The organism is Streptomyces sp. NK08204, from assembly GCF_020400585.1.
Taxonomy (GTDB): Bacteria; Actinomycetota; Actinomycetes; order Streptomycetales; family Streptomycetaceae; genus Streptomyces.
Genome location: NZ_JAINVF010000001.1, coordinates 1 through 24,359, shown reverse-complemented (window position 1 = coordinate 24,359; position 24,359 = coordinate 1). Strand labels below are relative to the sequence as shown.

At 72.7% G+C, this 24,359-nt stretch carries 18 protein-coding genes and 3 pseudogenes; 8 read left to right on the top strand and 13 right to left on the bottom strand.

Going from position 1 to position 24,359, the window contains the following annotated elements; all coding sequences use genetic code 11:
- Position 1: 1 nt before the first annotated feature.
- A pseudogene (locus tag K7G59_RS00110) lies at positions 2-1,570 on the bottom strand (N,N-dimethylformamidase beta subunit family domain-containing protein).
- Positions 1,571-2,139: 569 nt separating this feature from the next.
- On the opposite strand from K7G59_RS00110, the pseudogene K7G59_RS00100 reads away from it, so the two are divergent.
- A pseudogene (locus K7G59_RS00100) lies at positions 2,140-2,370 on the top strand (FG-GAP repeat domain-containing protein); the annotation flags it as partial.
- 237 nt (positions 2,371-2,607) lie between these two features.
- Here the strand turns inward: K7G59_RS00100 and K7G59_RS00095 are convergent.
- The 4 genes from K7G59_RS00095 to K7G59_RS00080 form a co-directional block, all read right to left on the bottom strand.
- Positions 2,608-4,413, bottom strand: coding sequence for a phospholipase C (locus K7G59_RS00095; RefSeq protein WP_225829689.1), 1,806 nt, complete (start codon positions 4,411-4,413; stop codon positions 2,608-2,610).
- 213 nt (positions 4,414-4,626) lie between these two features.
- A complete protein-coding gene (efeB, locus tag K7G59_RS00090; RefSeq protein ID WP_225829688.1) occupies positions 4,627-5,856 on the bottom strand; it encodes an iron uptake transporter deferrochelatase/peroxidase subunit in 1,230 nt (409 codons plus the stop codon).
- The gene (locus tag K7G59_RS00085) at positions 5,853-7,046 is read right to left on the bottom strand and encodes an EfeM/EfeO family lipoprotein (protein ID WP_225829687.1); all 1,194 of its coding nucleotides are present in this window, start codon (positions 7,044-7,046) and stop codon (positions 5,853-5,855) included. The genes efeB and K7G59_RS00085 overlap by 4 nt, the downstream gene beginning before the upstream one ends.
- Before the next feature lie 177 nt (positions 7,047-7,223).
- The gene (locus K7G59_RS00080) at positions 7,224-8,111 is read right to left on the bottom strand and encodes an SDR family oxidoreductase (RefSeq protein ID WP_225829686.1); all 888 of its coding nucleotides are present in this window, start codon (positions 8,109-8,111) and stop codon (positions 7,224-7,226) included.
- Between the two features lie 71 nt (positions 8,112-8,182).
- Here K7G59_RS00080 and K7G59_RS00075 point away from each other — a divergent pair, with 71 nt between their 5' ends.
- Positions 8,183-9,139 carry a LysR family transcriptional regulator gene (locus K7G59_RS00075; protein WP_225829685.1) on the top strand — a complete coding sequence of 319 codons (957 nt, stop codon included), beginning with the start codon at positions 8,183-8,185 and terminating at the stop codon, positions 9,137-9,139.
- Between the two features lie 65 nt (positions 9,140-9,204).
- Positions 9,205-10,068 (top strand): alpha/beta hydrolase, encoded by an 864-nt coding sequence (locus K7G59_RS00070; RefSeq protein WP_225829684.1) that lies wholly within the window; start codon positions 9,205-9,207, stop codon positions 10,066-10,068.
- Here the strand turns inward: K7G59_RS00070 and K7G59_RS00065 are convergent.
- The 5 genes from K7G59_RS00065 to K7G59_RS00045 all read right to left on the bottom strand — a co-directional run bounded on the left by K7G59_RS00065 (position 10,041) and on the right by K7G59_RS00045 (position 18,229).
- Entirely contained in the window at positions 10,041-10,805 is a 765-nt protein-coding gene (locus K7G59_RS00065; RefSeq protein WP_225829683.1) for a polysaccharide deacetylase family protein, read from the bottom strand. The two genes, K7G59_RS00070 and K7G59_RS00065, sit on opposite strands and share 28 nt — an antisense overlap.
- A 487-nt stretch (positions 10,806-11,292) precedes the next feature.
- Positions 11,293-13,077, bottom strand: coding sequence for a thiamine pyrophosphate-requiring protein (locus K7G59_RS00060; protein WP_225829682.1), 1,785 nt, complete (start codon positions 13,075-13,077; stop codon positions 11,293-11,295).
- A gap of 19 nt (positions 13,078-13,096) precedes the next feature.
- Positions 13,097-16,114, bottom strand: coding sequence for an FAD-binding and (Fe-S)-binding domain-containing protein (locus tag K7G59_RS00055; protein WP_225829681.1), 3,018 nt, complete (start codon positions 16,112-16,114; stop codon positions 13,097-13,099).
- A gap of 94 nt (positions 16,115-16,208) precedes the next feature.
- Positions 16,209-17,234: a cation diffusion facilitator family transporter gene (locus K7G59_RS00050; protein WP_225829680.1), complete on the bottom strand. Its 1,026-nt coding sequence runs from the start codon at positions 17,232-17,234 to the stop codon at positions 16,209-16,211.
- Positions 17,235-17,260: 26 nt separating this feature from the next.
- Positions 17,261-18,229 (bottom strand): LLM class F420-dependent oxidoreductase, encoded by a 969-nt coding sequence (locus K7G59_RS00045; protein WP_225829679.1) that lies wholly within the window; start codon positions 18,227-18,229, stop codon positions 17,261-17,263.
- Between the two features lie 172 nt (positions 18,230-18,401).
- Between K7G59_RS00045 and K7G59_RS00040 the strand changes: the two genes are divergently transcribed.
- The 4 genes from K7G59_RS00040 to K7G59_RS00025 all read left to right on the top strand — a co-directional run bounded on the left by K7G59_RS00040 (position 18,402) and on the right by K7G59_RS00025 (position 20,982).
- Positions 18,402-18,833, top strand: coding sequence for a CBS domain-containing protein (locus tag K7G59_RS00040; protein WP_225829678.1), 432 nt, complete (start codon positions 18,402-18,404; stop codon positions 18,831-18,833).
- Between the two features lie 48 nt (positions 18,834-18,881).
- Positions 18,882-19,430, top strand: a complete 549-nt coding sequence (locus K7G59_RS00035) for a type 1 glutamine amidotransferase domain-containing protein (RefSeq protein ID WP_225829677.1) — start codon at positions 18,882-18,884, stop codon at positions 19,428-19,430.
- A 25-nt stretch (positions 19,431-19,455) separates the two neighbouring features.
- Positions 19,456-19,875: a CBS domain-containing protein gene (locus tag K7G59_RS00030; RefSeq protein WP_225829676.1), complete on the top strand. Its 420-nt coding sequence runs from the start codon at positions 19,456-19,458 to the stop codon at positions 19,873-19,875.
- Between the two features lie 75 nt (positions 19,876-19,950).
- Positions 19,951-20,982, top strand: a complete 1,032-nt coding sequence (locus K7G59_RS00025) for an NAD-dependent epimerase/dehydratase family protein (protein WP_374114172.1) — start codon at positions 19,951-19,953, stop codon at positions 20,980-20,982.
- Between the two features lie 15 nt (positions 20,983-20,997).
- Here the strand turns inward: K7G59_RS00025 and K7G59_RS00020 are convergent, their stop codons facing one another.
- On the bottom strand, positions 20,998-21,153 hold the full coding sequence (locus tag K7G59_RS00020; RefSeq protein WP_225829674.1) for a DUF6131 family protein: 156 nt from the start codon (positions 21,151-21,153) through the stop codon (positions 20,998-21,000).
- Between the two features lie 113 nt (positions 21,154-21,266).
- Here K7G59_RS00020 and K7G59_RS00015 point away from each other — a divergent pair, with 113 nt between their 5' ends.
- Entirely contained in the window at positions 21,267-21,656 is a 390-nt protein-coding gene (locus K7G59_RS00015) for a RidA family protein (RefSeq protein ID WP_225829673.1), read from the top strand.
- A gap of 40 nt (positions 21,657-21,696) precedes the next feature.
- Here K7G59_RS00015 and K7G59_RS00010 read toward each other — a convergent pair whose 3' ends face one another.
- Together K7G59_RS00010 and K7G59_RS00005 are read right to left on the bottom strand one after the other, a co-directional pair.
- Positions 21,697-22,956, bottom strand: coding sequence for an MFS transporter (locus K7G59_RS00010; protein WP_225829672.1), 1,260 nt, complete (start codon positions 22,954-22,956; stop codon positions 21,697-21,699).
- Positions 22,953-24,059 (bottom strand): annotated as a pseudogene (locus tag K7G59_RS00005) (PLP-dependent cysteine synthase family protein); the annotation flags it as partial. The gene K7G59_RS00010 and the pseudogene K7G59_RS00005, both read right to left, overlap by 4 nt.
- Positions 24,060-24,359 lie beyond the last annotated feature (300 nt).

Sequence of the window (24,359 nt, the reverse complement as noted above, 5' to 3'; positions counted from 1 at the left end):
TTCAGGTGGTTGTGCCGTACACCTCCGGCACGTTGCTCCGCGCCGCGGGGCCGTACCGCGCGGCCGGGCCCCTGGCGAACGCGCGCAGGACGTTCTCGGTGGTGCGCGTGACGAAGGCGCGGGTGCGGCCGTCCATGCCGTGGTCGCGCCCGAGTTCGCCGGTGCCGGCCAGCAGGGCCTCCACCCAGCGCATGGTTCCGGTCGCGAACACGCCCGCCCCGCCGGGGGCCGTGTAGTACGCCGAGTCGCTGTGGCTGGGCCGGCCGCCGCACACCAGCGGGGAGTGCGCGACGATCTGCAGCGGGCCCGGCGCGGGAACGCCGGGGGTGACGCGGTCGTACTCGACACCCACCAGGTGGGCGAAGCTGTCGCCGGGCTCGGCGCCCGTACCGTCGTACACCCAGTGACCGGCGGCGTGGACGACGTAGGGGGCGTCCACCGGATACCCCTCGTAGAGCACGCCGGTGAGGGAGGACTCGGGGTCGGCGGCGGGCGGGCGCCGCTAGTCGGTGGTGACCAGCGCGGGAGCCGAGCCGTAGCAGGGGTCGGCGCGGTAGGCCGACTTGTAGCAGACCACCGTGCGGTCGCCCGCCCCCTGACCGGCCTCCAGCCGGACGCGCCGGAAGCAGGTGTTCGCGCCGAGGAAGGCGATGTTGGTACCGGCGTCGCGCGCCTCGGTGACATGCGCCCGCTGCTGCGGCGTCCAGTACTCGTCGTGCCCCAGACAGACGACCGCGTGCGCGCCGCGCAGCACCGCCGGGTCCCGGTGGACGTCGACACCGGTGCTGTAGGCGAGCGGGATGCCCAGGCGTTCGGCCAGTACCACCAGCGCCCGCTCGTACACCAGGAACTTCTCGGCGCCGTTGCCGTCGTAGGGGCGGTCGAAGCTCACCGCGAGCGAACGCGTGGCGTACCCGCCCGACGGGCCGTCGTAGAGGCTGTAGCCGCCCCACCGGTTGTACGCCTGCCAGGTCGCCGGCGCGTGCAGCAGGACCGTGCGGCCCGCCGCCTCCGTGGAGCGGACGATCAGGGGGACGTACCGCTGGTGCCCGGCGTCCGTCTCCAGCCGCAGCAGATAGGCACCCTCCGGCCAGCCGGTGGTGTCCACGGACAGCGTCGCGGGCCAGTCGGCGCGCACCGTGCGGGTGGCGGGCAGCAGGTGCGGGGGCGGCTGGACACGGCCCGGGATCCGGGGCGAGGCCCATATCCTGCGGGCCTGTGCACCGCCGTACCAGCCGACCCGGAAGGCGCAGACACGGAACGACGCGGCGGTGGTCGACACGTGCAGGCCGCACTCCTCGCCCGGCGTCACGCTCACCCGGTCCGTGTAGCAGGCCACCGCGTCCGGCGGTCCCTCCGCGCGGAGGCGCCAGTCAGGGGTGCCCGGCGCGTCCCGCTCCACCTCCGGCCTGCACCGCGCCGCCGCGGGGCCGCGCGGGTCCCGGTGCCCGGACGCGCCGGTGCAGGCCGTCACGGTCCCCAGGCCCAGGCCGGCGCACAGGGTCAGGAAGCGCCGCCGGGCGAGGCCGGATCCGGCCGGCGGTGCACTGCCGTACTCCGGAGCCACCACACCTCCCGGCTCGTGTCTCCCCGTTCCTCCTCTTCCCTGCTTCTCAGACTTCCGAGTCCGACGCGTCCGGCGCAACCGCGCTGTGCCGTTCGGGTGGAAGCAGCGACGCCCGCGTGAACCGCCCGGTCAGGCCACACGGGGTCGACGGGGCGACGTCCGGGTGACCGCCGGTCCGCCCCACGCCGAAGTCCCGCCCCCCGGGGAATCGCTGCTGGGCCCGCCGGTGCCGGACACGTCCAGCGGATGCCCGAGCGGACGACGCCGACGCCGAGTGCGCGCCGGCCCAGCCCCTGCGCGACTCCGCTCCGGCCGTCGGACCAGGACGGACCACGGCCGCAGCCGCACCCGCCAGCCCCCGGTCGCCCGCAGGCCTTGCGCCGCGAGCGCGTCCGTCACCCAGCCGGCGACAGCGGCCTGCCAGGAATCCTGCTCCCACGGAGTCACCCCCTCGTACTGCCCGCGGTCCACCGTCACCGGTGCCTCGTCTCGCATCACGCCCTTCCAGCAGCCCGGCCCGATGCCCATCAGCGGTTTCCCTGTGCGATCAACTCGCCCCGCACAGCGTCGGTATGCTCACGAACACCTGTCCGGGGTGCCACAGCAGACGAGCCCGGACCACAGTCACACAGGGCGGCACGGACTGGTCCGGCTACAAGAAGGTCGTCGGCGTGGGCGACCTCAACGGCGACGGCCGCGGCGACCTGCTGGCCCAGGACAAGTCCAATGTGCTGTGGCGCTACACCGGCACCGGCACCGGCACGTTCGCGTCCCGGGTGAAGCTGCTCAGCAGCTGGGGAGCCTCCTACAACGCCGTCGTCGGCGCCGGCGACCTCCCCGGGGACGGCAAGGCCGACCTGGTCTGCCGCGACACCAATGGCGTCCTGTGGCGCAACAACGGCGACGGGGGGGCTCCTTCGGCTCCCGCACCCAGATCGCCACCGGCTGGGGCGGCTGCAAGAGCCTGTCCTGACCCGACCGCACGACGGACGCCCCCGGCAAGCAGCCGGGGGCGTCGTCGTGCGAGGCGACGGGAGGTGTCAGGCGGTCGTGTGCCGCCTGCGGCGCCGTGTCAGATACGTGCCCGTGACGCCCGCGGCCAGCAGGGCACCCACGCCGAGGCCGACCGGCAGCGCCGGGGACGACGAGGAGGCCGACGCGGCGTTCTGCATCGCCGGGCCGGGGGTGATGCTGGTGGCCACCGGGGCGACGTGCCGGATCGGGCCGACGTACCTCACCGAGCCGTCCGCGTTCAGCAGCACCTGCTTGTTGTTCGGGTGCGTGAAGTCGAACATGCCCGCGAGCGAGCCGGCGCCGGCGTCGAAGGAGTGGTCGCCGATGCGGCCGGTGTGCCAGTTGTCCTCGATGAACCGGGTGACGGACGCCTGGTCGGTCAGCGTGTGGTCGACCTTGTTGACCTTGCTGTACGGCGAGACGACGAGCAGCGGCTGACGGGTGCCGGGACCGCACCGGTCCGCGTAGCCGCCGGACGCCGCCGGGCCGTTCTGACAGGCGGGGCTGTCGGTGGCCTTGCCGTTGGAGCCGAGCGAGGTGTCCCGCGAGCCGTTGCGCGGGGCGACGTAGGCGTGGTCGTACCAGCCGTCGGAGTCGTCGTAGGCGATCACGACCGCGGTGGACCGCCACTGCGGGGAACTCTGGATCGCGTTGATCTGCTGCACCAGGAAGTGCTGCTCGTCGACCGGGTCCGAGTAGCCGGCGTGGCCGTCCTGGAACTGCGGGGCCTTCACGAAGCTGACGGCCGGCAGCTTGCCCGCCTTGAGGGCAGCGCCGAAGTCGGTCAGGTCGTAGTTGTGGTTGGCCTGACCGGCGTGGCCGATCTCGTCCACGCTCTTGGGCGCCAGGTGGTGCGGGTTGGACGTGGACTTGTAGTACTCGAACGGCGAGTGGTGCGGGCTGTAGTCGGGCACCGACGCGCCGCCGAGGTTGGTGTGCACGGCCTCGCACTTGGCGTAGTGGTCCTGTCGGCCGTCCCACGCGGTGGTCGGGCGGAAGCCGCCCTGGAACCAACCCCAGCTGACATGCTTGGCGTTGAGCAGGTCACCGATGTTCCTGCCCTGCATCACAGCGAGCGCGTTGGTGCTGGTGTGGTTCTTGTCCGAACAGTCGTCGAAGGCCGGGTCCGGGTCGTTGATGACCGTGCCGACGCCCTGCGCGTCGGGCGACTTGACCGTGTACGCGTCGGGCGTCGAGGTCTGCTCAGGGTTCTCGGTGCCGGACGCCGGGTCCACGGAGATCACGCCGTGCGTCTGGCCGGAGACCAGGTTGAGCGCGCCGGGCGTGGAGGGCCCGTAGGCCGAACTGAAGGAACGGTCGGACAGCGAGTAGTGCTGGGCGTAGTTCCACAGCGCGGTCACGGTGTTGCCGTCGTAGTAGTCCATCACGAGGCCGGGCTCGCCGAACAGGCCGCCGCTGCACTTGTCGATCTCGGTGTTCTGCACGTACTGGTCGGCCTTGCCGCCGTCGGCCGCGTACTGCTCGGCGCTGTAGTTGTGGTTCTGGTCGCAGGTCATCGCCTGCGACGGGGCGAGCCGCTTCGGCGTGTACTGGTTGGGGTTCTTCGTCAGCAGACCCGCGTGGGCCAGTGTGTCGATGTTCCTCGGGGTGGTCGGCGAGGCGTGGAACGCCGTGCCGTCGGTGTTCGCGGCCCTCGGGTAGGTCGCGAAATAGTGGTCGAAGGAGATGTTCTCGTCGAAGAGCACGACGATGTGCTTGATGGGTGTCGCGGTCGGCGTGTAGGCGCCGGAGGGCGTGGCCGCCCAGCCGGGAGCGCCACTGCCGAGCACGGTGAGCGCCGCCGCACCGGCGAGCACCCCCAGGCTCCTCATCGCTGCTCGTCTTCCTCTGCTGGCCATGGTGGTTCACCCTCCGAACAGGAACGTCTGCACGTCGTACGAGCACGGATGCTGCGCCGGGCGCACGGCGCGCCGGCGGAGCCATGGTGACCCATGGGTGAACACCGAGTCAGGGAAGCCGGGGCAAAACTTGACGGGGTGTTGACTCGAAAGGCGGCCGAAGCAGCCCAAGTTGTCCGGACAGGCTCACGTCAGCAGGGCCCGCCCGTACCAGTCCGACGCGTCCCGGACGCCGGGCAGCGCGAAGAAGTAGCCGCCGCCGAACGGGCTGATGTAGTCGGCCAGCGGCTCGCCCGCCAGCCTGCGCTGCACGGCCTCGAACTGCCGTGCCGCGTCCCGCTGGTAGCAGCAGAACAGCAGGCCCATGTCCAGGTTGCCGTTGGCGTCCGTGCCCCGGTCGTAGTTGTAGGCCCGGCGCAGGATGCGCTGGCCCTCGGTGGCTGCCGTACGGGGGTTGGCGAGCCGGATGTGGGCGTCCAGCGGGATGACGTCACCCTTGGGATCGTCGGCGTACTTCGGCGTGTCGTGCTCCCGGTCGCCGTCCAGCGGCGCGCCGGAGGACCGGGACCGGCCGAAGATGCGTTCCTGCTCGCTGAGCGAGACCCGGTCCCAGAACTCCACGAGCATCCGGATCAGCCGCACCACCTGGTAGCTGCCGCCGACCGCCCACTCCGGCTCGCCCTCGTCCGCGCCCACCCACACCAAGCGGTTCATCTCGCGGGCGTCCGCCGGGTCCGGGTTGGCGATGCCGTCCTTGAACCCCATCAGGTTGCGGGGGGTGCCCGAGGGCCGGGGCGGGCTGGTGAAGCCGTCCAGCCGCCAGCGGATCTGCATCCCGCCCCGGGTGTGCCGGGCCATGTCGCGCAGCGCGTGCAGGGCGGTGTCCAGGTCGTCGGCGTGCAACTGGAGGCTGAGGTCGCCGTGGCACCACTCGGCCTCGAGGTCGTCGTCCGGGAAGACGGGCATGGTGGTCAGCCGCCGGGGCCGCAGCGTGGCCAGGCCGAACCGGTCGTCGAAGAGCGAGGCACCGGCACCGACCGTCACGGCCAGCGCCCCGGCCGGCAGCAGGTCGCCGAGCAGGCCCGAGTCGGCGGGCGGGGCGGTGATGCCCACCGGTGCGGGCGTCCCGCCGGACGTCAGGAAACGCGCACGGTCGGTGAGCGTGCGCAGCAGGTCGGCGAGGTCCGCCCGGTCGCCCGCGGTCACGTCCAGGGCGGCGAACACACAGGCGCGGCGCGGCGCGGCGAGCACGGACGCCTGGTGGACGCCGTGGAAGGGAGCCACCGGCACGGCGGCCGAGGCACCCTGCGTGGCCGGAGCCGCCGCACCGCCCGTGGCGAGTCCCGCGCCGGCGAGGGCGGCACCGCGCAGGAAACCGCGCCGTGCCACCGCACCGGACGGCTGCGACGCGCTCACACCGTCCTCCTCGGGTCGCACAGGGTCGCCACCGAGGCCAGCCGCTCCACCAGGTCGCCCAGGACGGCGTCCGTCCTCTCCCGCTGGACACGGCTCAGCCGGTCCGGCGCGGGCCACCGGCCGCCGTGCCGCAAGCCGTCGAGCGTGTGCTGCGCGCGGTCCAGCTCCCGGTCGAGAAAGGACAGGTGCGGATAGCGGGTGGTGAGCAGCGGGCGCAGCCGCGACAGCACCTGGCGGGTGCCGTCGAGGTTGGCGCGGGCCGTGGCGAGATTGCTGCCGCTGCCGTAGTCGGTCCGCCCGGTCAGCTCGAACTGCACGGTGTTCTCCAGGATCTCGTGGGCCCGCACACCCAACTGGGCCGGGTCCATGCGGGTCTGCGACCAGCTGTCCCGCAGCTCTGACACGGCCCCGGCCAGGGCCGCCGCCGGGCCGCGCAGCTTTGCGGCCGGCTGTCCGTGCCACAGGCCGTACTCGACGCGGTGGAAGCCGGTGAAGCCCGTGTCGTGGACCCCGCCGGGCAGCCCCGCGTCCGTGCCGTTGATCCGCCGGTCCGCGTCGCCGAAGGCGTCGTACGCCGCCCCCAGCCGCTCGTACTCCAGATGTGCCGGCAGCCAGGCCGAGCGGGCGGCGGCGAGGTCGCCCCGGTCGATGGCCCGCCGCAGTGTCGCCGTGAGCCGCACGACCCGGTCGAGCCCGCTGCCGACCCACTTCTGGTAGGCGATCGCCGGCGGGATCAGATCGTGCTCGGTGACGGGGGCCGCGCCCGGGCCGCGCCGGCCCGAACCGATGCGCACACTGGGCCCGGTGACGGCGTCGGCGTCGTCGGGCACGCACAGGAACGCGTACGTCCCCTTGCCCAGACGAACGGTCAACTGCCGTGTGGTGCCGGGGCCGATGCCCTCGACCTCGCCGTACACGGCCCGGCTGTGCGGGTCTTCGAGGTAGACCTCGGCGGCGCCGGCGGAGGAGTTGTGCAGGTCGAAGGTCTGTACCCCGGGCGCGGGCCGTGTCCAGCCCTGCCCGCAACGGCTCGGTGACACCTCGACGGTGATGTGCCGGGGCCCGTCGCCCGTGTGCCGTCGGCCGAGGAGGACGGCCAGGATCCCCGCGCATCCCACCGCGAGCACGAGCAGCACCACCGCGACCGACCGCAGACGCACGGAGCGCGTGCCGGGGCGGGGCAACGGCATGGCGAGCCTTTCCGGGACGACGTGGGACGGTGCCCCGCGGGTCCGCGTGAACACCGAGGGGACGCCCTCATGTTAAGCAGCCACCGGAAACGGACCGCTGTCCGGACCGTTCGATGACCAAGATTTCCCCCCCGGCTTCACCGGCCGTATCCGCGAACGGCCGTGCCTCGCGCGTCGTCACGGCGTGAGCATGAGGTCCTGCTCGTTGAGCGGGGTGCCGCTGTGCCAGTCCAGGGCCTCGCCGAAGCGGACCAACTCGCCGTAGTGAGCGGGTTCGACGCGCTCGGCGAAGACCAGGTCGAGGACCGCCCGAGCGGCCTGGGCGGGGGACTGGGCGTCGCTGAAGTCGCTGAACCAGGGGCGGGAGGTGGCGGTGTCGACCATGCCGGGGCACACGGACGCGATCAGCGTGTCCGTGGCGAGATCCTGTGCGCGGCGCTCGGCCGCGACCGCGCGGACGGCGGCGACCTGGGCCACCTTGGACGGTATGTTCAGCCAGCCGGGCCAACCCGCCTGCTGTGCCGTCCTGTTGTGGACGGCGGTGCGCCAGGACTCGACGGCGTACTCGACCTGGTCCAGGCTCGCGCCGTCGAACAGGTGGTGCAGCCTCGGGTCGAGGTGGCCGAGGGTGCCCAGGCTGCTGGCGACGACGAGCAGCCGCCCGCCGGGCCGCAGGACGGGGCCGAAGGCGCGCAGGACCGCATGGGTGGCGGAGTTGGAGACGTCGATCAACTCGTCGGCGCGCGCGGACTGCGACTCCCCGGGCAGCACCCGGGCCACGGCGTTGGAGATCACCACGTCCGCTCCGCCGTACCGCTGCTGCAGTTCGTCGGCGAGGCCAGTGACGGCGCCGGTGTCGGTGACGTCCAGGACCCGGCCCTCGACCCGCGCCCGGGTGCCGGCCCGCTGGGCCACCTCGCGGGCCGCGTCGGCGACCCGCTGCGGGTTGCGGCCGGTGAGCAGGACCAGGTCGTCGGGGTTCATCCCGGCCGCCAGCCCCTCGACGAGAGCGCGGCCGAGGCCCTGGTTGGCGCCCGTGACGAGGGCGATTCGCGATGTGTTCATGCCCGTAACGCTAGGAGCCCCAGAACTATGCGTCCAACGAAAGTTTCGCACCGGTAGTATGCGTAAACGTCATGGACTTCACTGATGTGTCACTGACCGCACTGCGTGTCCTGCGCGCGGTCGCCGAACAGGGAACCTTCACCGCCGCCGCGGCGTCGCTGGGCTACACCCAGTCCGCGGTGTCGCGGCAGATCGCCGCGATCGAACGGGCGGCGGGCGCCGAGCTGCTGGAGCGTCGGCGCGACGGCGTACGGCTGACCGCGGCGGGCCGTGTGGTGATGCGCCGCGCGACGGTCGTTCTGGACGAGATCGACGCCACGGCGCGCGAACTGTCGGGCCTGCCCGGACAGGCCGGGACCGTCCGCCTGGGCTGGTTCCCGAGCGCCGGAGCCGTCCTGCTGCCCAAGGCCCTTGCCGCCCTGCGCCGAACGGATCCCGGCCTGCATGTCGTCACCCGCGAAGGCAGCACCCCGGCGCTGGTGCGCGCCCTGCGGGCCGGCAGTCTCGACCTGGCCCTCCTCGCCGCAGCGCCGCCCTTCCGGCCGCCGGACGCCGAGTCGCCCGCGCTCGCCCTGCAGACGCTGACCGAACGCGCGCTGTGTCTCGCGGTGCCCGCGGCCCATCCGCTGGCCCGCGGCGACTACGTCGACGTGGCCGACCTGCGCGGGCAGCGCTGGATCGCCGGCTCCACCGCGGGAGAGGACGGGCACATGGGAGTGTGGCCGGGCCTGGACGAGCGGCCCGAGATCGTCCACGTCGCCCGCGACTGGCTGGCCAAGCTGCACCTCGTCGCGGCCGGCTGCGGCCTGACCACGGTGCCCGCTCCGCTCGCCGCCGCGGCCCCGCCGGGCGTGCGCGTCCTGCCGGTCCGCGGCGGACCGCAGGAACAGCGGCGTCTGCTCCTGGCCCGCCTGCCCCACCCCCCGAGCGACGCGGTCGTGCGCGTGGCGGCGGCGGTCCGTGCCGCGGCGCTCGACCATGACCTGCTCGGCCACGACCTGCCGGACCGGCCGCCGCCCCCGGCGTGAGGCAGGGATGTGCCCCGCGCTAACCTGATACATCGAAACGAGGTGCAACGAATCGAGGTTTGAGTATGTCGCGAGTCCCGGCCGCACCGCTGACACTCCGCTACGGCCCGCACCCGGACCAGGTCGCCGACCTCTGTCTGCCGCCCCACGACAGAACCTTGGCGGAGCACGGGTCAGGGACTCCCGCGCCCCTGGTGCTGTTTTTCCACGGCGGGTTCTGGCGGGCCGAGCACGACCGGCGGCACGTCGCCGGATTCGTCCGTGCGCTGGCCGCCGACTCCGGCTGTGCCGTGGCCAGCGTCGAGTACCGGCGGGTCGGCGACGGCGGCGGCTGGCCGGTCACCCTGACCGACAGCGCGGAGGCCGTCGACCGCCTGCCCGGCCTCGCCGCGCATGCCGCGCCCGGCCGGGTCGACCCGACGCGCGTGGTGTACGCGGGGCACTCCGCCGGAGGCCACCTGGCGTTGTGGGCCGGCGTCCGGCACCGGCTGCCGCAGGACGCTCCCGGCCGTACGCCCGCCCCGCCCCCGCTCCTCGGCGTACTGGCCCTCGCACCCACCGCCGACCTGGCCCTGGCCGACGAACTGGGCAGCGGGCGCGGCGCGGTGGCCGCTCTGCTCGGCGGGGCACGCGACCAGGTCCCGGACCGGTACGCCGCCGCCGATCCCGCCGTCCTCGGCGCGCCCGCCGGCCGTACGGTCCTGATCCACGGCACGCTCGACGAGGCGCTGCCCGTGACCATGGCCCGCGACTACGCGGCCAGGGCCGGCGCGACGCTCCACGAACTGCCCGGCTGCGGGCACTTCGAGCCGATCGACCCGGCCTCGGCGGCCTGGCCCGTGGTGGTCGACGCGCTGCGCGCGATCGTCACGACGGACCCCGAGGCCGCCCGCCGGGAGGTTCAGCGCACCGGGAACCCGAACGCATAGCCCTGCTGCTTCAGCCAGGGCAGCAGGGTGCGCAGGGCGGCCACCGTCTGCGAGCGGTCGCCGCCCGCGTCATGGAACAGAATCGTGGGCCCGTTGGCCAGCTCGCCCTTGACGGTGGCGACGATGGTGTCGGTGCCCGGCCGCTCGAAGTCCTTGGAATCGACGTTCCAGCCCAGGGGCCGCATCCCGTGCGAGGCCGCCAGGTGCCGGCTGTACGGGGTGAACGCGCCGCCCGGGGCCCGGTAGTACAACGGCCGCACGCCCCCGGACGCCTTGGTTATCTGCTGTTCGGCGTCCAGGATCTGCTGCGACTGGTAGGCCTGGGACTTGGTGTCCATGGTGGTGTCGTGCGACACCGTGTGGTCACACAGCCGGTGCCCGGCCGCCACCACCTGCTTGACCAGGTCCGGGTGCGCCTGGGCCTGGGTGCCGACCATGCAGAACGTCGCCTTCACGCCGTACTCGCGCAGCACTTGGAGCACCTGCGGGGTCCAGACCGGGTCCGGGCCGTCGTCGATCGTGATGTTGACGGAGTGGTCGCCGTGGTCCGAGGCGTGCACGATGGCGGCGGACACGGCCGCCGGCCTGGACGCGGCGGGCCGGGGCGCGGAGCCCGCGCCGCCCTGTCCCTGGCCGGCCTCCGCCGTCCACACCGACGTCGCGGCAGCCACCGCCGTCACCCCGACCGCCGCCGCGACCACCCGGCCGTACCAACCCCGCCCGCCATGCCGCCCCATGTCCGCCCCGCTCCCAGCCTGTGCAGATGTCCTTCGTGCACCTGTCAGGACGAGCCGGGGCGATCAAGGGATCCCGCTGTTACCGATCACGGACAATTCCGCGGCGCTTCTGCGACAGGCGGGGCGCGCACCACCGCGGCAGCGGCCGGGCCGCACCGCCGAGTCGCCGCCGAGTCGCCGCCGGGTCACCGCCCGGCGGCGACTCGGCGCGAGCGCGCAGGACACCGCCGGGCGCCCGGTCGTCGTCGGGGAAGGACGGCGCGGGGGCCGTCACGGACGTGGCGTAGCGTCGCAGCGCACGCCCGGTACGGCGGGCACGGCCGCCGTTTTCCTGAACACGGGCCGCGCGTGCGGCAGGGACCGCCGCTCAGCAGTCCGGTCCGGGCGAGCCCGCACGGTTCCCGGGCGGCCTGGCGCCGCTCGGTGCGACGAGCCCGGGGCCGCCCACGTCGCGCACCGCGCGGCTCACCGCCCCGTCAACACTCGCTCAGGAGTGCCGCCGGGGCAGGAGCTCCTGCACCTTGGCCTTGAAGCCCTGCCTGACCATCCCGGCGCGGTCGGAGTCACCCTTCAGGACGGACAGCGCCGCCGCCTGGATCTCGTCCAGGGAAGCGTGCGGCGGGATGGGCGGAACCGCCGGGTCGGTCAGGAAGTCGATGACGAAGGGCCGGTCCGCGCCGAGCGCCGAACGCCAGGCCTCCGCCACGCCGCCCGGCGTCTCCACCCGGACGCCGCCCAGCCCGAGGGAGCGTGCGAAGTCCGCGTAGCGCACGTCGGGGATGGACTGGGAGGGGAGGAACTGCGGAGCACCCTGCATCGCGCGCATCTCCCAGGTGACCTGGTTCAGGTCCCGGTTGTTGAGCACGGCGACGACGAACCGGGGATCGCCCCACTCCTGCCAGTACTTGTGGAGGGTGATCAGTTCGGCCATGCCGTTCATCTGCATGGCACCGTCGCCCACGATGGCGACACAGGGCCGGTCCGGATGGGCGAACTTGGCGCCGATCAGATACGGCACACCCGGGCCCATGGTGGCGAGGGTGCCGGAGAGCGACCCGCGCATCGCACCGCGCATCCGCAGGTGCCGGGCGTACCAGTTCGCGGCGGAGCCGGAGTCGGAGGCCAGGATCACGTTCTCGGGAAGCAGCGCGTCCACCGCGTGGACGACGTACTCGGGATTGACCGGATCCGCCTCCACCTCGGCGCGGCGCTCCATGACTTCCCACCAGCGCGCGGTGTCCTTCTCGATCTTCGCACGCCACTCCCCGTGTTCTTTCGCCCGCACCTTCGGCAGCAGCCTCCTGAGCGTCTGCCCGGCATCGCCGACGAGGATGACGTCGAACGGGTAGCGAAGCCCCACCATGAACGGATCGATGTCTATCTGCACGGCACGCGCCTGGCCGAACTCCGGCAGGAACTGCGTGTAGGGGAAGCTGGATCCGACCACCAGCAGCGTGTCGCAGTCCCGCATCATCTCGTACGACGGCCGCGTGCCCAGCAGCCCGATGGCACCGGTCACGTACGGCAGGTCGTCGGGGAGGGCGTCCTTGCCCAGCAGGGCCTTGGCGACGCCCGCGCCGAGCAGGTCGGCGAACTCCCTGACCTCGTCCTGGGCGCCACGCGCTCCCTGCCCGATGAGGATGGCGATCCTTTCGCCCTCCTCCAGGATCCGGGCCGCCCGGTCGAGGTCCTCCTCGGCCGGCACCGGCGCCGAATGCGCGGCCCCCAGCGTGGAGGGCACCATCTTGAACGCGTGCTCCGGCGCGGAGTAGTCCAGCTCCTGCACGTCCGCCGGAACGATCACCGCGGTGACGGTCCGCACGGCCTGCGCGGTACGCAGGGCCCGGTCGAGGACGTTCGGGAGCTGCTGGGGGACGGTGACCATCTCGCAGTAGGCGCCCGCGACGTCTTTGTACAGGCTCATCAGGTCGACTTCCTGCTGGTAGGAGCCGCCCATGGCACTGCGGTTCGTCTGGCCGACGATCGCCACCACCGGCACGTGGTCCAGCTTGGCGTCGTAGAGGCCGTTGAGGAGATGGATGGCGCCGGGACCCGATGTCGCCGCGCACACACCCGGCCGACCCGAGAACTTGGCGTAGCCGACCGCCTCGAACGCGGACATCTCCTCGTGCCGGGACTGGATGAAGGCGGGCTTGTTGTCGGCACGGCCCCAGGCGGCCAGCAGACCGTTGATGCCGTCGCCCGGGTAGGCGAAGACGTGGGTCACGTCCCACTCACGCAGCCGCTGGAGGATGTAGTCGGACACCTTCATGGCGGAGGACTTCCCTTCGTCAGGCGGGCCGGCCGTCCGGTCGGTCGTCGGGCCGTCCTGGCCCGGCCGGTGACGAGCCGTTCATGGCGCGCGCCAGGACCTCCGCGAGATGCAGGGGGCGACGGCCGGTGCGGCCCTGTTCGATCTGAGTACGGCAGCTGAACCCGTCGGCGATCACCACAGCGTCCTGCGGAGTCCGGCGCACCGCGGGCAGCACGCCCAGCTCGCCGACGGCCATGGACAGCCCGTAGTGGCCGCGTTCGAAGCCGAAGTTCCCCGCCAGCCCGCAGCAGCCCTCGTCCAGAACCCGGGCGTCGATGCCCGCCCGGCGCATCAGTTCACGGTCCGCGTCGAAGCTCATCACCGCGTGCTGATGGCAGTGGGTCTGCACGGTCGCCGCCCCGCCCACATGGGGTGGGCGCCAGCCGTCCGGCGTGCGGTCGACGAGCATCTCGGCGAGCGTGCGGCACTGTCCGGCCAGACGCTGGGCGTCCTCGTCGTCCGGGAGCAGTTCGGCGGCGTCCGCGCGGAACACCGCGGTGCACGACGGCTCCAGGCCCACGATGGGGACACCGCCTGCGAGCCAGGGCCGCAGCCGCCTGAGCGTACGGCGCAGCACACGCTTGGCGACGGCCAGTTGACCGGTGGAGATCCATGTCAGACCGCAGCACAGGGGGGAGACCGGTACGGCGACCCGGAATCCCGCGTCCTCCAGCAGCCGTACCGCCGAACGGGCGGCCGAGGGACGGAAGTAGTTGGTGAACGTGTCGGGCCACAGCAGGACCGTGCGGTCGTCGCCGGGTTCCGGCCGGGGCCCGGAGCGCGCCTGCCACTGCTGTACGAAGGACCGCCGCGCGAACCTGGGCGCCTCCCGCTGCACCGCCACCCCGGCGACCCGCTTGCCGAGCGGTGCGAGTACGGGGGCGTGCAGGGCCGAGTTCACCAGGTCCGGAGCCAGGCGCGACATGCGTGCCCACAGCGGCAGCCAGCCCAGTGAGTAGTGCGCGGCGGGGCGGAGCCGGTGCGCGTAGTGGTGGGCCAGGAACTCGGCCTTGTACGTGGCCATGTCGACGCCGACGGGGCAGTCGGACTTGCAGCCCTTGCAGGCCAGACAGAGGTCCAGGGCGTCGCGCACCTCGGTGGAACGCCAGCCGTCGGTGACCGGGGAGTCCTCGTGGCCGCCGAGCATCTCGAACAGCAGCCTGGCCCGCCCACGGGTCGAGTGCTCCTCCTCGAAGGTGGCCCGGTACGAAGGGCACATCACGCCCCCCTCATGCGCACGGCAGTTGCCGATACCGACGCAGCGCATGACGGCCTGGTTGAAGGAGCCACCGTCGTCGGGGTAACCGAAGTGGGTGTCGCTGCCCCGGGGGCGCCAGGCCGGGCCCAGACGCAGGTCGTCGTCGACGCGGTGCGGCGCCACCACCTTGCCGGGATTCATCCTGTTGCCGGGATCGAACAGCGCCTTCACCTCACCGAAAGCGGCGACCACGCGTTCACCGAACATCCGCGGCAGCAGCTCACCACGAGCCTGGCCGTCTCCGTGCTCGCCCGACAGTGAACCTCCGTAGGAGGCCGCGAGATCGGCGGCGCGGAACAGGAAGTCACGGAAGCGGGCCACTCCTTCGGCGCTCTTCAGACCGAACGGGATACGGGTGTGCACACACCCGTGGCCGAAATGGCCGTACAACGAAGGCCGGTCGTAGCCGAACTCGGTGAACAGGTCCCTGAGATCACGCAGGTAGTCGCCCAGCCGCTCCGGTGGGACGGCGGAGTCCTCCCAGCCCTCCCAGGTCTCGCGTCCGTCCGGCGGCCGGGCCGTCACACCGAGCCCGGCCTCCCGCGCCTTCAGCATCTCCTGTTCGCGACCGGGGTCGTCGGAGAAGGCCACGGTCGGATCCTTCTCGCCGCGCCCCAACGCCCGCAGCAGGTCATGGGCCTGGGCATCGACGTCCTGCTCGCTGTCGCCGGTGAACTGGACCAGCAGCCAGCTCTCCCCCTCGGGGAACTGCTCCAGGGACTCGAGATAGGCGTGTTCCTCGCGCATCAGCTGCGCCATCCGCCCGTCGAGGGCTTCCAGTTGGGTCGGGTTGCTGTGCGCGAGCAGCCGGGGCACGTCGTCGGCCGCCGCGCAGATGTCGTCGTACCCGAGCACCACGATGGCCTCGGCCCCGGGCACCGGCACCAGGTCCAGTTCCGCGCGCAGCACGGTGACCAGGGTGCCCTCGCTGCCCACGAGCGCACGGGCGAGATCGAATCCCTTCTCCGGGAGCAGCGAATCCAGGTTGTAGCCGGAGACCCGGCGCGGGATGTCCGGGAAGCCCGTCCTGATGTCCGCGAGATACCGGTCGACGATCCCGCGCAGCCCCGCGTACAGCTCCGCGCGCCGGCCCCCGCCCCGGACGACCGCGTCGAAGGACGCCCGGTCGGTCGGACCGACCCAGCAGCGGGTCCCGTCGTAGGTCAGGATCTCCAGCCGCCGGACGTTGTCCACCGTCTTGCCGTAGGCCTGGGCCGTGCCTCCGCACGAGTTGTTGCCGATCATGCCTCCGAGCGTGCAGTGGCTGTGCGTGGCCGGCTTGGGGCCGAACATCAGGCCGTACGCACGCAGGCGACGGTTGAGTTCGTCCAGGACGATGCCGGGTTCGACGACGCACCGCGACCGCTTCGGTTCCACGGACACCAGGCCGTGGCAGTACTTGGTCCAGTCGATGACGACGGCCGTGTTGGTGCACTGCCCCCCGAGACTGGTGCCGCCGCCGCGGGACAGGACCGGGACACCGAACCGTGAGCAGACCTCGACCGCCGCCACGCCCGCGTCGATGTCGTAGGGCACGACGACGCCGATGGGGACCTGCCGGTAGTTCGACGCGTCCGTGGCGTACGCGCCACGGCTCCCGGCGTCGAAGCGCACCTCCCCCTCCACGTCGCGGCGCAGCTCGGAGGCGAGGGCCGCCGTGTCGACACCGGGAAAACCGGTCGGCACCGCGGCGGACGCCCGCCCGCCCTGTGCTGGTGTCCCGCGCCCGGTGACCATGCCACCTCCTGACGGTCGGGCAGTCGTGCCAAGGCGGACGCCGAGTACCCGGTCGCGGTCCGAGTACGCCTGCCGTGGCCGGTTCGCCGTCCCGCTACGAGCCCGGGACCCTGCCGCCGCGGCCGAGGAGGCGGGACGACCGGGTGCCCGTGTCCGGGGCGGTGAACACCGGCGAGGGCGGAATCTCCCCGGGGCCGGGCGCCTTGGTGATGTCCAGGAAGACGTGGTCGGCCTGCGGCCACTCGGCGGCGATCCGCCGCTTGAGCCGGACACAGACCAGCTCCACCTTCTCGCTGTCCAGCCCTGGAGCAAGGTCCAGGCGGGCGGTGACCAGCACCGAATCCAGCCCCAGCCGCATGGTCAGGAGCGCCGCGACCTTGTCGATCTCGGGCTGGGACGCGAGGAAGTCACCGATCCGGTCGCGCAGTTCGGTGTCGACCGCCTCGCCGATCAGCCGGTCCCGCGCCTCCCGGGCGAGCCGGTAGGCCACGCACAACAGCAGGACGCCGATCCCCATGGAGGCGCCGGCCTCCCAGGCCACCTGCCCGGTCGCCAGGTGCAGCCCGATACCGGCCGCCGCGAGGAGCACCCCCGCCACAGCCGTCGCGTCCTCCGCGATCACCGTGCGCAGAGCCGGGTCGGTCGCGCCCTCCCCGTGCCGGCGCGCCTGGTGCAGGGCACGCACCAGGGAGGCGCCGTCGGCCAGCAGCGCCACCCCGAGCACCGCCAGCCCGGCCACGTAGCCCCTCAGCGACTCCTGCTGGTCGGTGCGCAGGGCCTGGACGCCCTGGTACACCGAGAAGCAGCCACCCATGACGAAGATCCCCACGGCGGCCAGCAGCGCCCAGAAGTAGCGCTCCTTGCCGTATCCGAACGGATGACGGTCATCGGCGGGGCGCTTGCTGCGGCGCACCGCGATGAGCAGGAACACCTCGTTCAGGCTGTCCGCGACCGAATGCGCCGCCTCCGAGAGCAGCGCGGACGACCCGGCGAAGAGCCCGGCGGCCGTCTTGGCCGCGGCGATCACGAGGTTGGCTCCGAGGGCGACGAGGACGGTGATCCGAGTGCGGACGTCGCGGGCCTTGGAGCCCCGGTCGCCCTTCTCGTCAGTGCCCGTCACCGGGACGGCTTCGGTGCGAGAGCCGTTCACGCGGACTGTCGGTCGCGCAGGCGCGGCAGGACCTTGGTGCGGTAGAAGTCGAAGAAGCCCTGCTGGTCCTTGCCGATCTGGTTCACGTAGACGGCGTCGAATCCCGCGTCCACGAAGGCGGTCAGCGCCTCGACGTGCGTGTCGGGATCGTCTCCGCACGGTACGGATGACGACACCTGCTCCTCGGTGACGAGTTCGCAAGCCTGCTCGAAGTGGCGGGGGGTCGGCAGGATCTGCGCGAGTTCCCCCGGCAGCTGCTCGTTGGCCCACAGCCGGTGCGCGGTGCGCACGGCGTCCTCCCGGACGGTGTTCCAGCACACCTTCAGGCCTCCGGCGACCGGCTTGTCCGCGCCGCCCGAGCTCCGGAACCGCTCCACCATGTCGGCGGCGGGCCCCATCGTGATCAGCCCGTCACCGAAGCCCCCCGCGGCCTCGGCGGATTGCGGCCCGAAGGCGGAGACGTCGACGGGGACCGGTTCGCCGGGGACCGTGTACAGACGGGCGTTCTCCACGACGTAGTGCTTGCCGTAATGGCTGACCTGCTCCCCGGTGAGCAGCTTCCGGATGATCTCCACGGCCTCCTGCAGCATCTCCAGACGTACGGACGCCTCCGGCCACGCGCCACCGAGGATGTGCTCGTTGAGCGCCTCGCCCGTACCGACGCCGAACCGGAAACGGCCGTCCAGCTGCACCGCGCTGGTGGCGACGGCCTGGGCGATCACCGCGGGATGCGTCCGGACGATCGGGCAGGTCACGGCCGTCTCGACGGGCAGCGAGACCGCCTGGGACAGGGCACCGATCACCGACCAGACGAACGGGCTCTGGCCCTGCTGACCGTTCCACGGGTGGTAGTGGTCCGAGATCCACAGGCAGTCGAATCCGGCCCGCTCGGCCATCCGGGCCTGGTCGACCAGCTCTTTCGGTCCGTGCTCCTCGCTGGACAGGAAGTATCCGAAGTGGGCCATCTGTTCCTCCTCGGGGAGTGCGGCACCGGTAAGGAGAACCCCGGTGCCGCGTGACCGAGTACCCGGGGCGGACGAGGTTGTGCCCGGTGCCGCGGCGGTGAGCGGCGCGACGCGGGGTACCCGGCTGGCAGGCGCGGTGACAGCGCCGTACCGGGCGTCGAAGGGGGCCGAGATGGCCAGGAACGTGCGTGACGTCATGGCCCGTGTGCCGGCAGTGGTGGACGCGGGGGCATCGGTGACGTCGGTGGCTCGGACGATGCGCGACCAGCACACCGCCCTCGTCCTGGTGGTGGCGGACGGCGAGCCGATGGGTCTGGTCAGCGACCGGGACCTGGTGGTCGGTGCGGTCGCGGACGGGACCGATCCCCAGCGGTTGCCCGTGGCCAGGACGGTGCGCGGGGAGCTGATCACCGTCGACGCGGACGACGACGTCGTCCATGCCGCACGGACGATGCGTGAGCACGCGGTCCGGCGGGCCGCCGTCCTCGACGGCGGCACCCCCGTGGGGCTGGTCTGCCTCGGCGGACCGGTCGCCGAGGCGCCCTCGGCGCCCACGGTGGCGCCGACGCCGGATCCGCCCGGTGACGCCGGACCCGGTACGTGAGAGCGCCGAGGACGCCGGAGAACACCAGGAAAGGGGAGTCGAACGATCATGCGTATCGCGTTTCTGACCGCACCCGAAGGCGTGGAGCAGGTGGAACTCACCAAGCCCTGGGAGGCGGCCGAGGCGGCCGGGCACGAGCCGGTGCTGGTGTCCACCCGATCCGGTGAGGTCCAGGCCTTCCACCACCTCGACAAGGGGGACACGTTCCCGGTGGACGAGGTGGTCGACGAGGTGTCCGCGGACTCCTTCGGTGGCCTGGTGCTGCCGGGCGGGGTCGCCAACCCGGACTTCCTGCGGATGAACGACAAGGCTGTGGCGTTCGTGAGGGAGTTCTTCGAGCAGCAGCGCCCGGTCGCCGCGATCTGCCACGCACCGTGGACACTCGTCGAGGCGGACGTGGTGCGGGGCCGTGAGCTGACGTCGTGGCCGAGCCTGCGGACCGACATCCGCAACGCGGGCGGCACCTGGGTCGACGAGCAGGTCAAGATCTGCGACCACGGCCCGAACAAGCTGGTCACCAGCCGCAAGCCGGACGACCTGAAGGCGTTCTGCGAAGCGTTTGTGGACGTCTTCGCCGAGGAGACGGCGGGACGCTGAGTGCGCCCGCCACCAGGGAGGAGTCATGGCCCAGCGGGTTCGCGAGATCATGACGGCACGCCTCGTCACGGTGGCGCCGCTGACGTCGGTGGTCGACGTCGCCCAGCTGATGCGCCGGGAAGACGTCGGGGACGTGCTGGTGGTGGACGAGGGCCGGCTGCGCGGAGTGGTGACCGACCGCGATCTGGTCGTCCGCGTGATGGCGGAGGGCGGCAGGATCGGTGACCACACCGTGGCGGACGCGTGCAGCGAGGAACTGGTCACCGTCACCCCCGACGACGACGTCGACCAGGTCCTGCGTCTCATGAGCGAGCGGGCGGTACGCCGCCTGCCGGTGGTCGAGGACGACCGCCCCGTCGGCATCGTCACCTTGGGAGACCTGGCTGTCGCCCGCGAGCCCGGCTCGGCGCTCGCGGCCATCAGCGCAGCACGCCCCAACGAGTGAACGACATGCGGGGCGGTGCCACGGGTACCCGCCCCGCGGGACACCCCACAGCGAAGGGCAACGGCCATGAACGGTATGTCATCTCATGAGGCAGGAGGCGCCGACGGGCTCCGGGTCGTGGTGACCGGCGCGACCGGCAACGCCGGGACCAGTGTGGTGGAGGCGCTGCGCCGCCATCCCGCGGTGGCGTCGGTCCTCGGTGTCGCCCGCAGGGTTCCGGACTGGAGGCCCGAGGGGACGAACTGGCTGGCGGTGGACATCGGCCCGGACGGCAGCGACCTCGTCCCCCACTTCACCGGCGCGGACGCGGTCGTCCACCTCGCCTGGAAGTTCCAGCCCACCCACGCCCCCGTGACGACATGGCGCACCAATGTGCTGGGCGGCATGAGAGTGTGTGAGGCCGCCGCGGAGGCCGGGGTGCCGGCGCTGGTCCACGCGTCGTCCGTCGGAACCTACTCACCCGGCCCCAAGGACCGCCCGGTCGACGAGTCCTGGCCGACGCATGGCTGGCCCCAGGCGGCCTACTGCCGGGAGAAGGCCTACATGGAGAGGTACCTGGACGCCTACGAACTGCGCCACCGGGACATGCGGGTCGTCCGGATGCGCCCCGGCTTCCTGTTCAAACGCGAGTCCGCCTCGCAGCAGCGCCGGATCTTCGCCGGGTCGCTGGTCCCCGCGCAGCTGATGCGGCCGGGCCTTGTGCCGGCCGTCCCGGACCTGCCGGGTCTCGTTCTTCAGGCCCTGCACACCGACGACGCGGCCGCCGCCTATGTGCAGGCGGTCGTCCGGCCGGTGCGCGGTGCGTTCAATCTCGCCGCGGAGCCGCCCCTGGATGCGGCCGGACTCGCCCGGATCCTCGACGCGAGGCCACTGCGGGTCCCGCTGCCGCCGCTACGCGCCGCGCTCTCCGCGGCCTGGCGGCTGCGGCTGGTGCCCGCCTCGCCGGACCTGTTCGACGCGGTCCTGCGACTGCCGTTGATGGACTGCTCGCGTGCGCGGGAGGAACTGGACTGGCAACCGCGGTACTCGGCTGCCGAGGCGGTCCAGGAATTCCTCGACGGACTGCGCGAACACGCGGGCATGGACACCGCACCGCTTGCCGCCTGAACCGGCCGTCCCCTCTCACCAGTAGTGGCGGCGGCCACCGACCGCGTGACCGAGCATGCCCAGAACCCAGAGGATGAGCCCGATCACCACGAGGATGATCCCGATCGTCCACAAGAAGCTGAGTCCGGTCAGGAACCCGATGATCAGCAGAATGATCCCGAGGATAATCACTGTGACCTCCAAGGAGCGAACGCGCCCACTGCGCGTGCTGACAGCCGAGTACCCGGGTCTGCGCGACGCATACGGTCCTCGGATTGCCGACGCGGTCCGATAATGTTCGAGGCATGACAGAGCGACGGGCGATCCTCAGCGGTTCGATCTTCGAGGAGCAGATCGGTTATGCCCGGGCCGTGGTCGACGGCGACTGGGTGCACGTGTCCGGCACGACCGGCTTCGACTACACCACGATGACGATCTCGGACGACGTGGTGGAGCAGGCCGAGCAGTGCCTGCGCAACATCGAAGCCGCCCTGGCCGAGGCCAAGTGCACCTTCGCCGACGTGGTGCGCGTGCGCTACCTGCTGCCCGACCGCGCGGACTTCGAACCCTGCTGGCCCGTCCTGCGCCGTTGCTTCGGCGAAGTCCGCCCGGCGGCCACGATGATGGTGTGCGGCCTGTCCGACCCCCGTATGAAGATCGAGATCGAGGTGTACGCCCGCCGCGGCGTTGGCTGAACCGGCGCGGGGCTCCTACGGTGACGGGCCGGTGCGCATCTCATACGGTGACGGGCCGCGCCCCCGGCCGCACGGTCAGCCGTCCGGTGCGTGCGAGGCGACCGACACAGGCCGCGCAGCCCAGGCCGGTCACGGCCAGGGCGGACCAGGCGAGCCAGCGGGCGCCGTGCTGCCCGGCGAAACCCCACAGGGCCCCGGTGCCGAGGTTGCCGATGGTGATGCCGATGCCGGAGACGGTGTTGTAGAAGCCGTAGTGGGTGGCGACCAGGCGGTCGCCGGACAGCGTCACCACGGTGTCCATCTCGAAGGGATAGACGATCGCGCCGCCCACCGCGAGCAGTACGACGGACAGCAGCAGCGCTCCCAGTGCTGCCGGTGCGGACCCCGCCGGGACGAGGGCCGGAGGGAGGAAGGCGAGCCCCATCGCGGACAGCCCGCGCACCAGCGCCTGGTCCGGCCGCCAGCGCTGCCCGGCCCAGCCGGTGAGGCGGAGCTGCCCGGCCGCCGACACCGCCGCGGAGACGACGAACAACCCGCTCGTCACCGCCGTACCCCCGGACCCGAGAACCTCGGAGGCCGCCAGGGGCAGTGCCAGGTACACCTGGAAGGACAGTACATACGAGCCGGTCATCGCGGTGGCGAACAGCAGGAACGGCCGGTTGGCCACGACCGTGCGCCAGTCGGACAGGACGCCCGCCCGGCCCGTGGCACTGGCTGCCCGCTCGGCGCGGCGCGCCGGCAGGCACCGCCACTGCAGCGCCGTGAGCAGCGCGAAGACGGCCGCTGCCACCCCGCACACCAGACGGAAGTCGGCGACCAGCAGCGCGAGTCCGACCGGCGGGCCGAGCAGCATGCCCGCCTGGTAGAAGACGTTGAAGACGGCGAACGCCTCGACACGGCGCGGCCCCGCCTCGGCGGCCAGGTAGGCGCGCACCGCCGGATTGAACAGCGCGCCCGCGAAGCCGGTCGCGGCGGAGGCGGCGACCAGCGTCGGCAGGTCACCGACCCAGCCGAGCAGCCCGAAGCCGGCGGTCCGCAGGAGACATCCGGCCATGATGGGAATCTTGTAACCGACGCGGTCGGCGAGTGTGCCGCCGATGAGGAACATCCCCTGCTGGGAGAAGTTGCGCACCCCGAGGACGAGTCCCACGGCCCAGGCGGCGAGCCCGAGTTCGCCGGCCAGATGGGCGGCGAGGTACGGCATCAGCATGTAGAAGGCCAGGTTGATGAGGAACTGGTTGGCCATCAGCAGTCGTACGGCCGGCGGGAAGGAGAGCGTCCGCCGCCACAGGTGCCTCATCGGGTGACTCCCGTCAGATCGTGCGGTGGGCGGTGCGCGGCCAGCGGGTCGACCACACGGGTGCAGCGGGTCCAGCGGGTGACGGCCCGCTCGGCGGGGTGGCCGATGCGGTCCGGGTCGTCCGCGGGCGTGCGCCCGAGCAGGTCGTGCCGCGCACAGAAGGCGTCGTCGAAGACGGTGCCGACGTAGCGCTGCGGCCCGTCGGGGAAGACGGCGACGATCCGGTTCCCGGCGGGCAGGGTACGCGCCAGCCAGCGGGCGACCAGGGCGACGGCGCCCACGCTCCAGCCGCCGGTGGCGTAGTGGGCACGGGCCAGGCGCCGCGCGGCCCACACGGCCTCCGCGGCGGCGACCCAGTGGACCTCGTCGAACAGGGCGTGCATGACGTTGCGGGGATGGATGCCGGACCCCAGGCCCCGCATGAGGCGGTCCCCGGCGGGCTGCCCGAAGATCGTGGACCCGGTGGTGTCCACGCCGACGACCCGCAGCCGCGGGAAGTGGTCGCGCAGTACGGAGGCGATGCCGGCGGAGTGGCCGCCGGTGCCGACGGAGACGACGAGGGTGTCGATCCGGTCGAGTTGGGCGAGCAGTTCGCGGGCCAGGGGAGCGTACGCGGCGATGTTGTCGGGGTTGTCGTACTGGTTGGGACACCACGCGTCCGGATGGGCGGCGAGGAGTTCCGCCACCCGCTGCCGGCGGGCCTGCTGCCAGCCGCCCTGCGGGTGCGGAGCGCAGACCACGTCGATCTCGGCGCCGTGGGCGGTGAGCAGGCCGGTCATCAGCGGTTCCATGCCCGGGTCGGTGACCACGGTGAGCGGATGTCCGTGGATGATCCCGGCCAGGGCGAGACCGAGGCCGAGGGTGCCGGACGTGGACTCGACGATCCGGGCGCCCGGTGCCAGCCGGCCGCGTTCACGGGCCGCCCGGACCATGTACAGGGCGCTGCGGTCCTTGATGCCACCAGGGTTGCGGCCTTCGAGCTTCGCCCAGAAACCGCGTCCGGCGGTGGTGAAGGGCTCCCCGATCCACAGCACGGGCGTGTCGCCGACGAGCCCGGCCGGGGTGAGCGCCGGGCCGGCGGTGTGCGCCGGGGACCCGGCGGGGCGAGGAGGGGAGAGGGGCGCGGGGGTGGGGCCAGGGGCAGGGGTGGGTGTGGCGGTGGGGGGCGGGGCGGGGGGGGGGGGGGGGGGGGGGGGGGGGGGGGGGGTGGGGGGGTGGGGGGGGGGGGGGGGGGGGGGGGGGGGGGGGGGGGAGGGGGGTGGGGGTGGGGGGGGGGGGGCGGGGGGGGGGGGCGGGGGGGTGGGGGGGCGGGGGGGGGGGGGGGGGGGGGGGGAGGGGGGGGGGGGGGGGGGGGGGGGGGGGGGGGGGGGGGGGGGGGGGGGGGGGGGGGGGGGGGGGGGGGG

Bases quoted from the DNA above. Each gene is read 5' to 3' on its own strand.
- K7G59_RS00035 (WP_225829677.1), top strand. From the start codon at position 18,882: ATGCGTATCGCGTTTCTGACCGCACCCGAAGGCGTGGAGCAGGTGGAA.
- K7G59_RS00080 (WP_225829686.1), bottom strand. From the start codon at position 8,111: ATGAACACATCGCGAATCGCCCTCGTCACGGGCGCCAACCAGGGCCTC.
- K7G59_RS00095 (WP_225829689.1), bottom strand. From the start codon at position 4,413: ATGAGGAGCCTGGGGGTGCTCGCCGGTGCGGCGGCGCTCACCGTGCTC.
- K7G59_RS00085 (WP_225829687.1), bottom strand. From the start codon at position 7,046: ATGCCGTTGCCCCGCCCCGGCACGCGCTCCGTGCGTCTGCGGTCGGTC.
- K7G59_RS00045 (WP_225829679.1), bottom strand. From the start codon at position 18,229: ATGGCCCACTTCGGATACTTCCTGTCCAGCGAGGAGCACGGACCGAAA.
- K7G59_RS00015 (WP_225829673.1), top strand. From the start codon at position 21,267: ATGACAGAGCGACGGGCGATCCTCAGCGGTTCGATCTTCGAGGAGCAG.
- K7G59_RS00070 (WP_225829684.1), top strand. From the start codon at position 9,205: ATGTCGCGAGTCCCGGCCGCACCGCTGACACTCCGCTACGGCCCGCAC.
- K7G59_RS00040 (WP_225829678.1), top strand. From the start codon at position 18,402: ATGGCCAGGAACGTGCGTGACGTCATGGCCCGTGTGCCGGCAGTGGTG.
- K7G59_RS00065 (WP_225829683.1), bottom strand. From the start codon at position 10,805: ATGGGGCGGCATGGCGGGCGGGGTTGGTACGGCCGGGTGGTCGCGGCG.
- K7G59_RS00025 (WP_374114172.1), top strand. From the start codon at position 19,951: ATGTCATCTCATGAGGCAGGAGGCGCCGACGGGCTCCGGGTCGTGGTG.
- K7G59_RS00030 (WP_225829676.1), top strand. From the start codon at position 19,456: ATGGCCCAGCGGGTTCGCGAGATCATGACGGCACGCCTCGTCACGGTG.
- K7G59_RS00055 (WP_225829681.1), bottom strand. From the start codon at position 16,114: ATGGTCACCGGGCGCGGGACACCAGCACAGGGCGGGCGGGCGTCCGCC.
- K7G59_RS00075 (WP_225829685.1), top strand. From the start codon at position 8,183: ATGGACTTCACTGATGTGTCACTGACCGCACTGCGTGTCCTGCGCGCG.
- K7G59_RS00060 (WP_225829682.1), bottom strand. From the start codon at position 13,077: ATGAAGGTGTCCGACTACATCCTCCAGCGGCTGCGTGAGTGGGACGTG.
- K7G59_RS00010 (WP_225829672.1), bottom strand. From the start codon at position 22,956: ATGAGGCACCTGTGGCGGCGGACGCTCTCCTTCCCGCCGGCCGTACGA.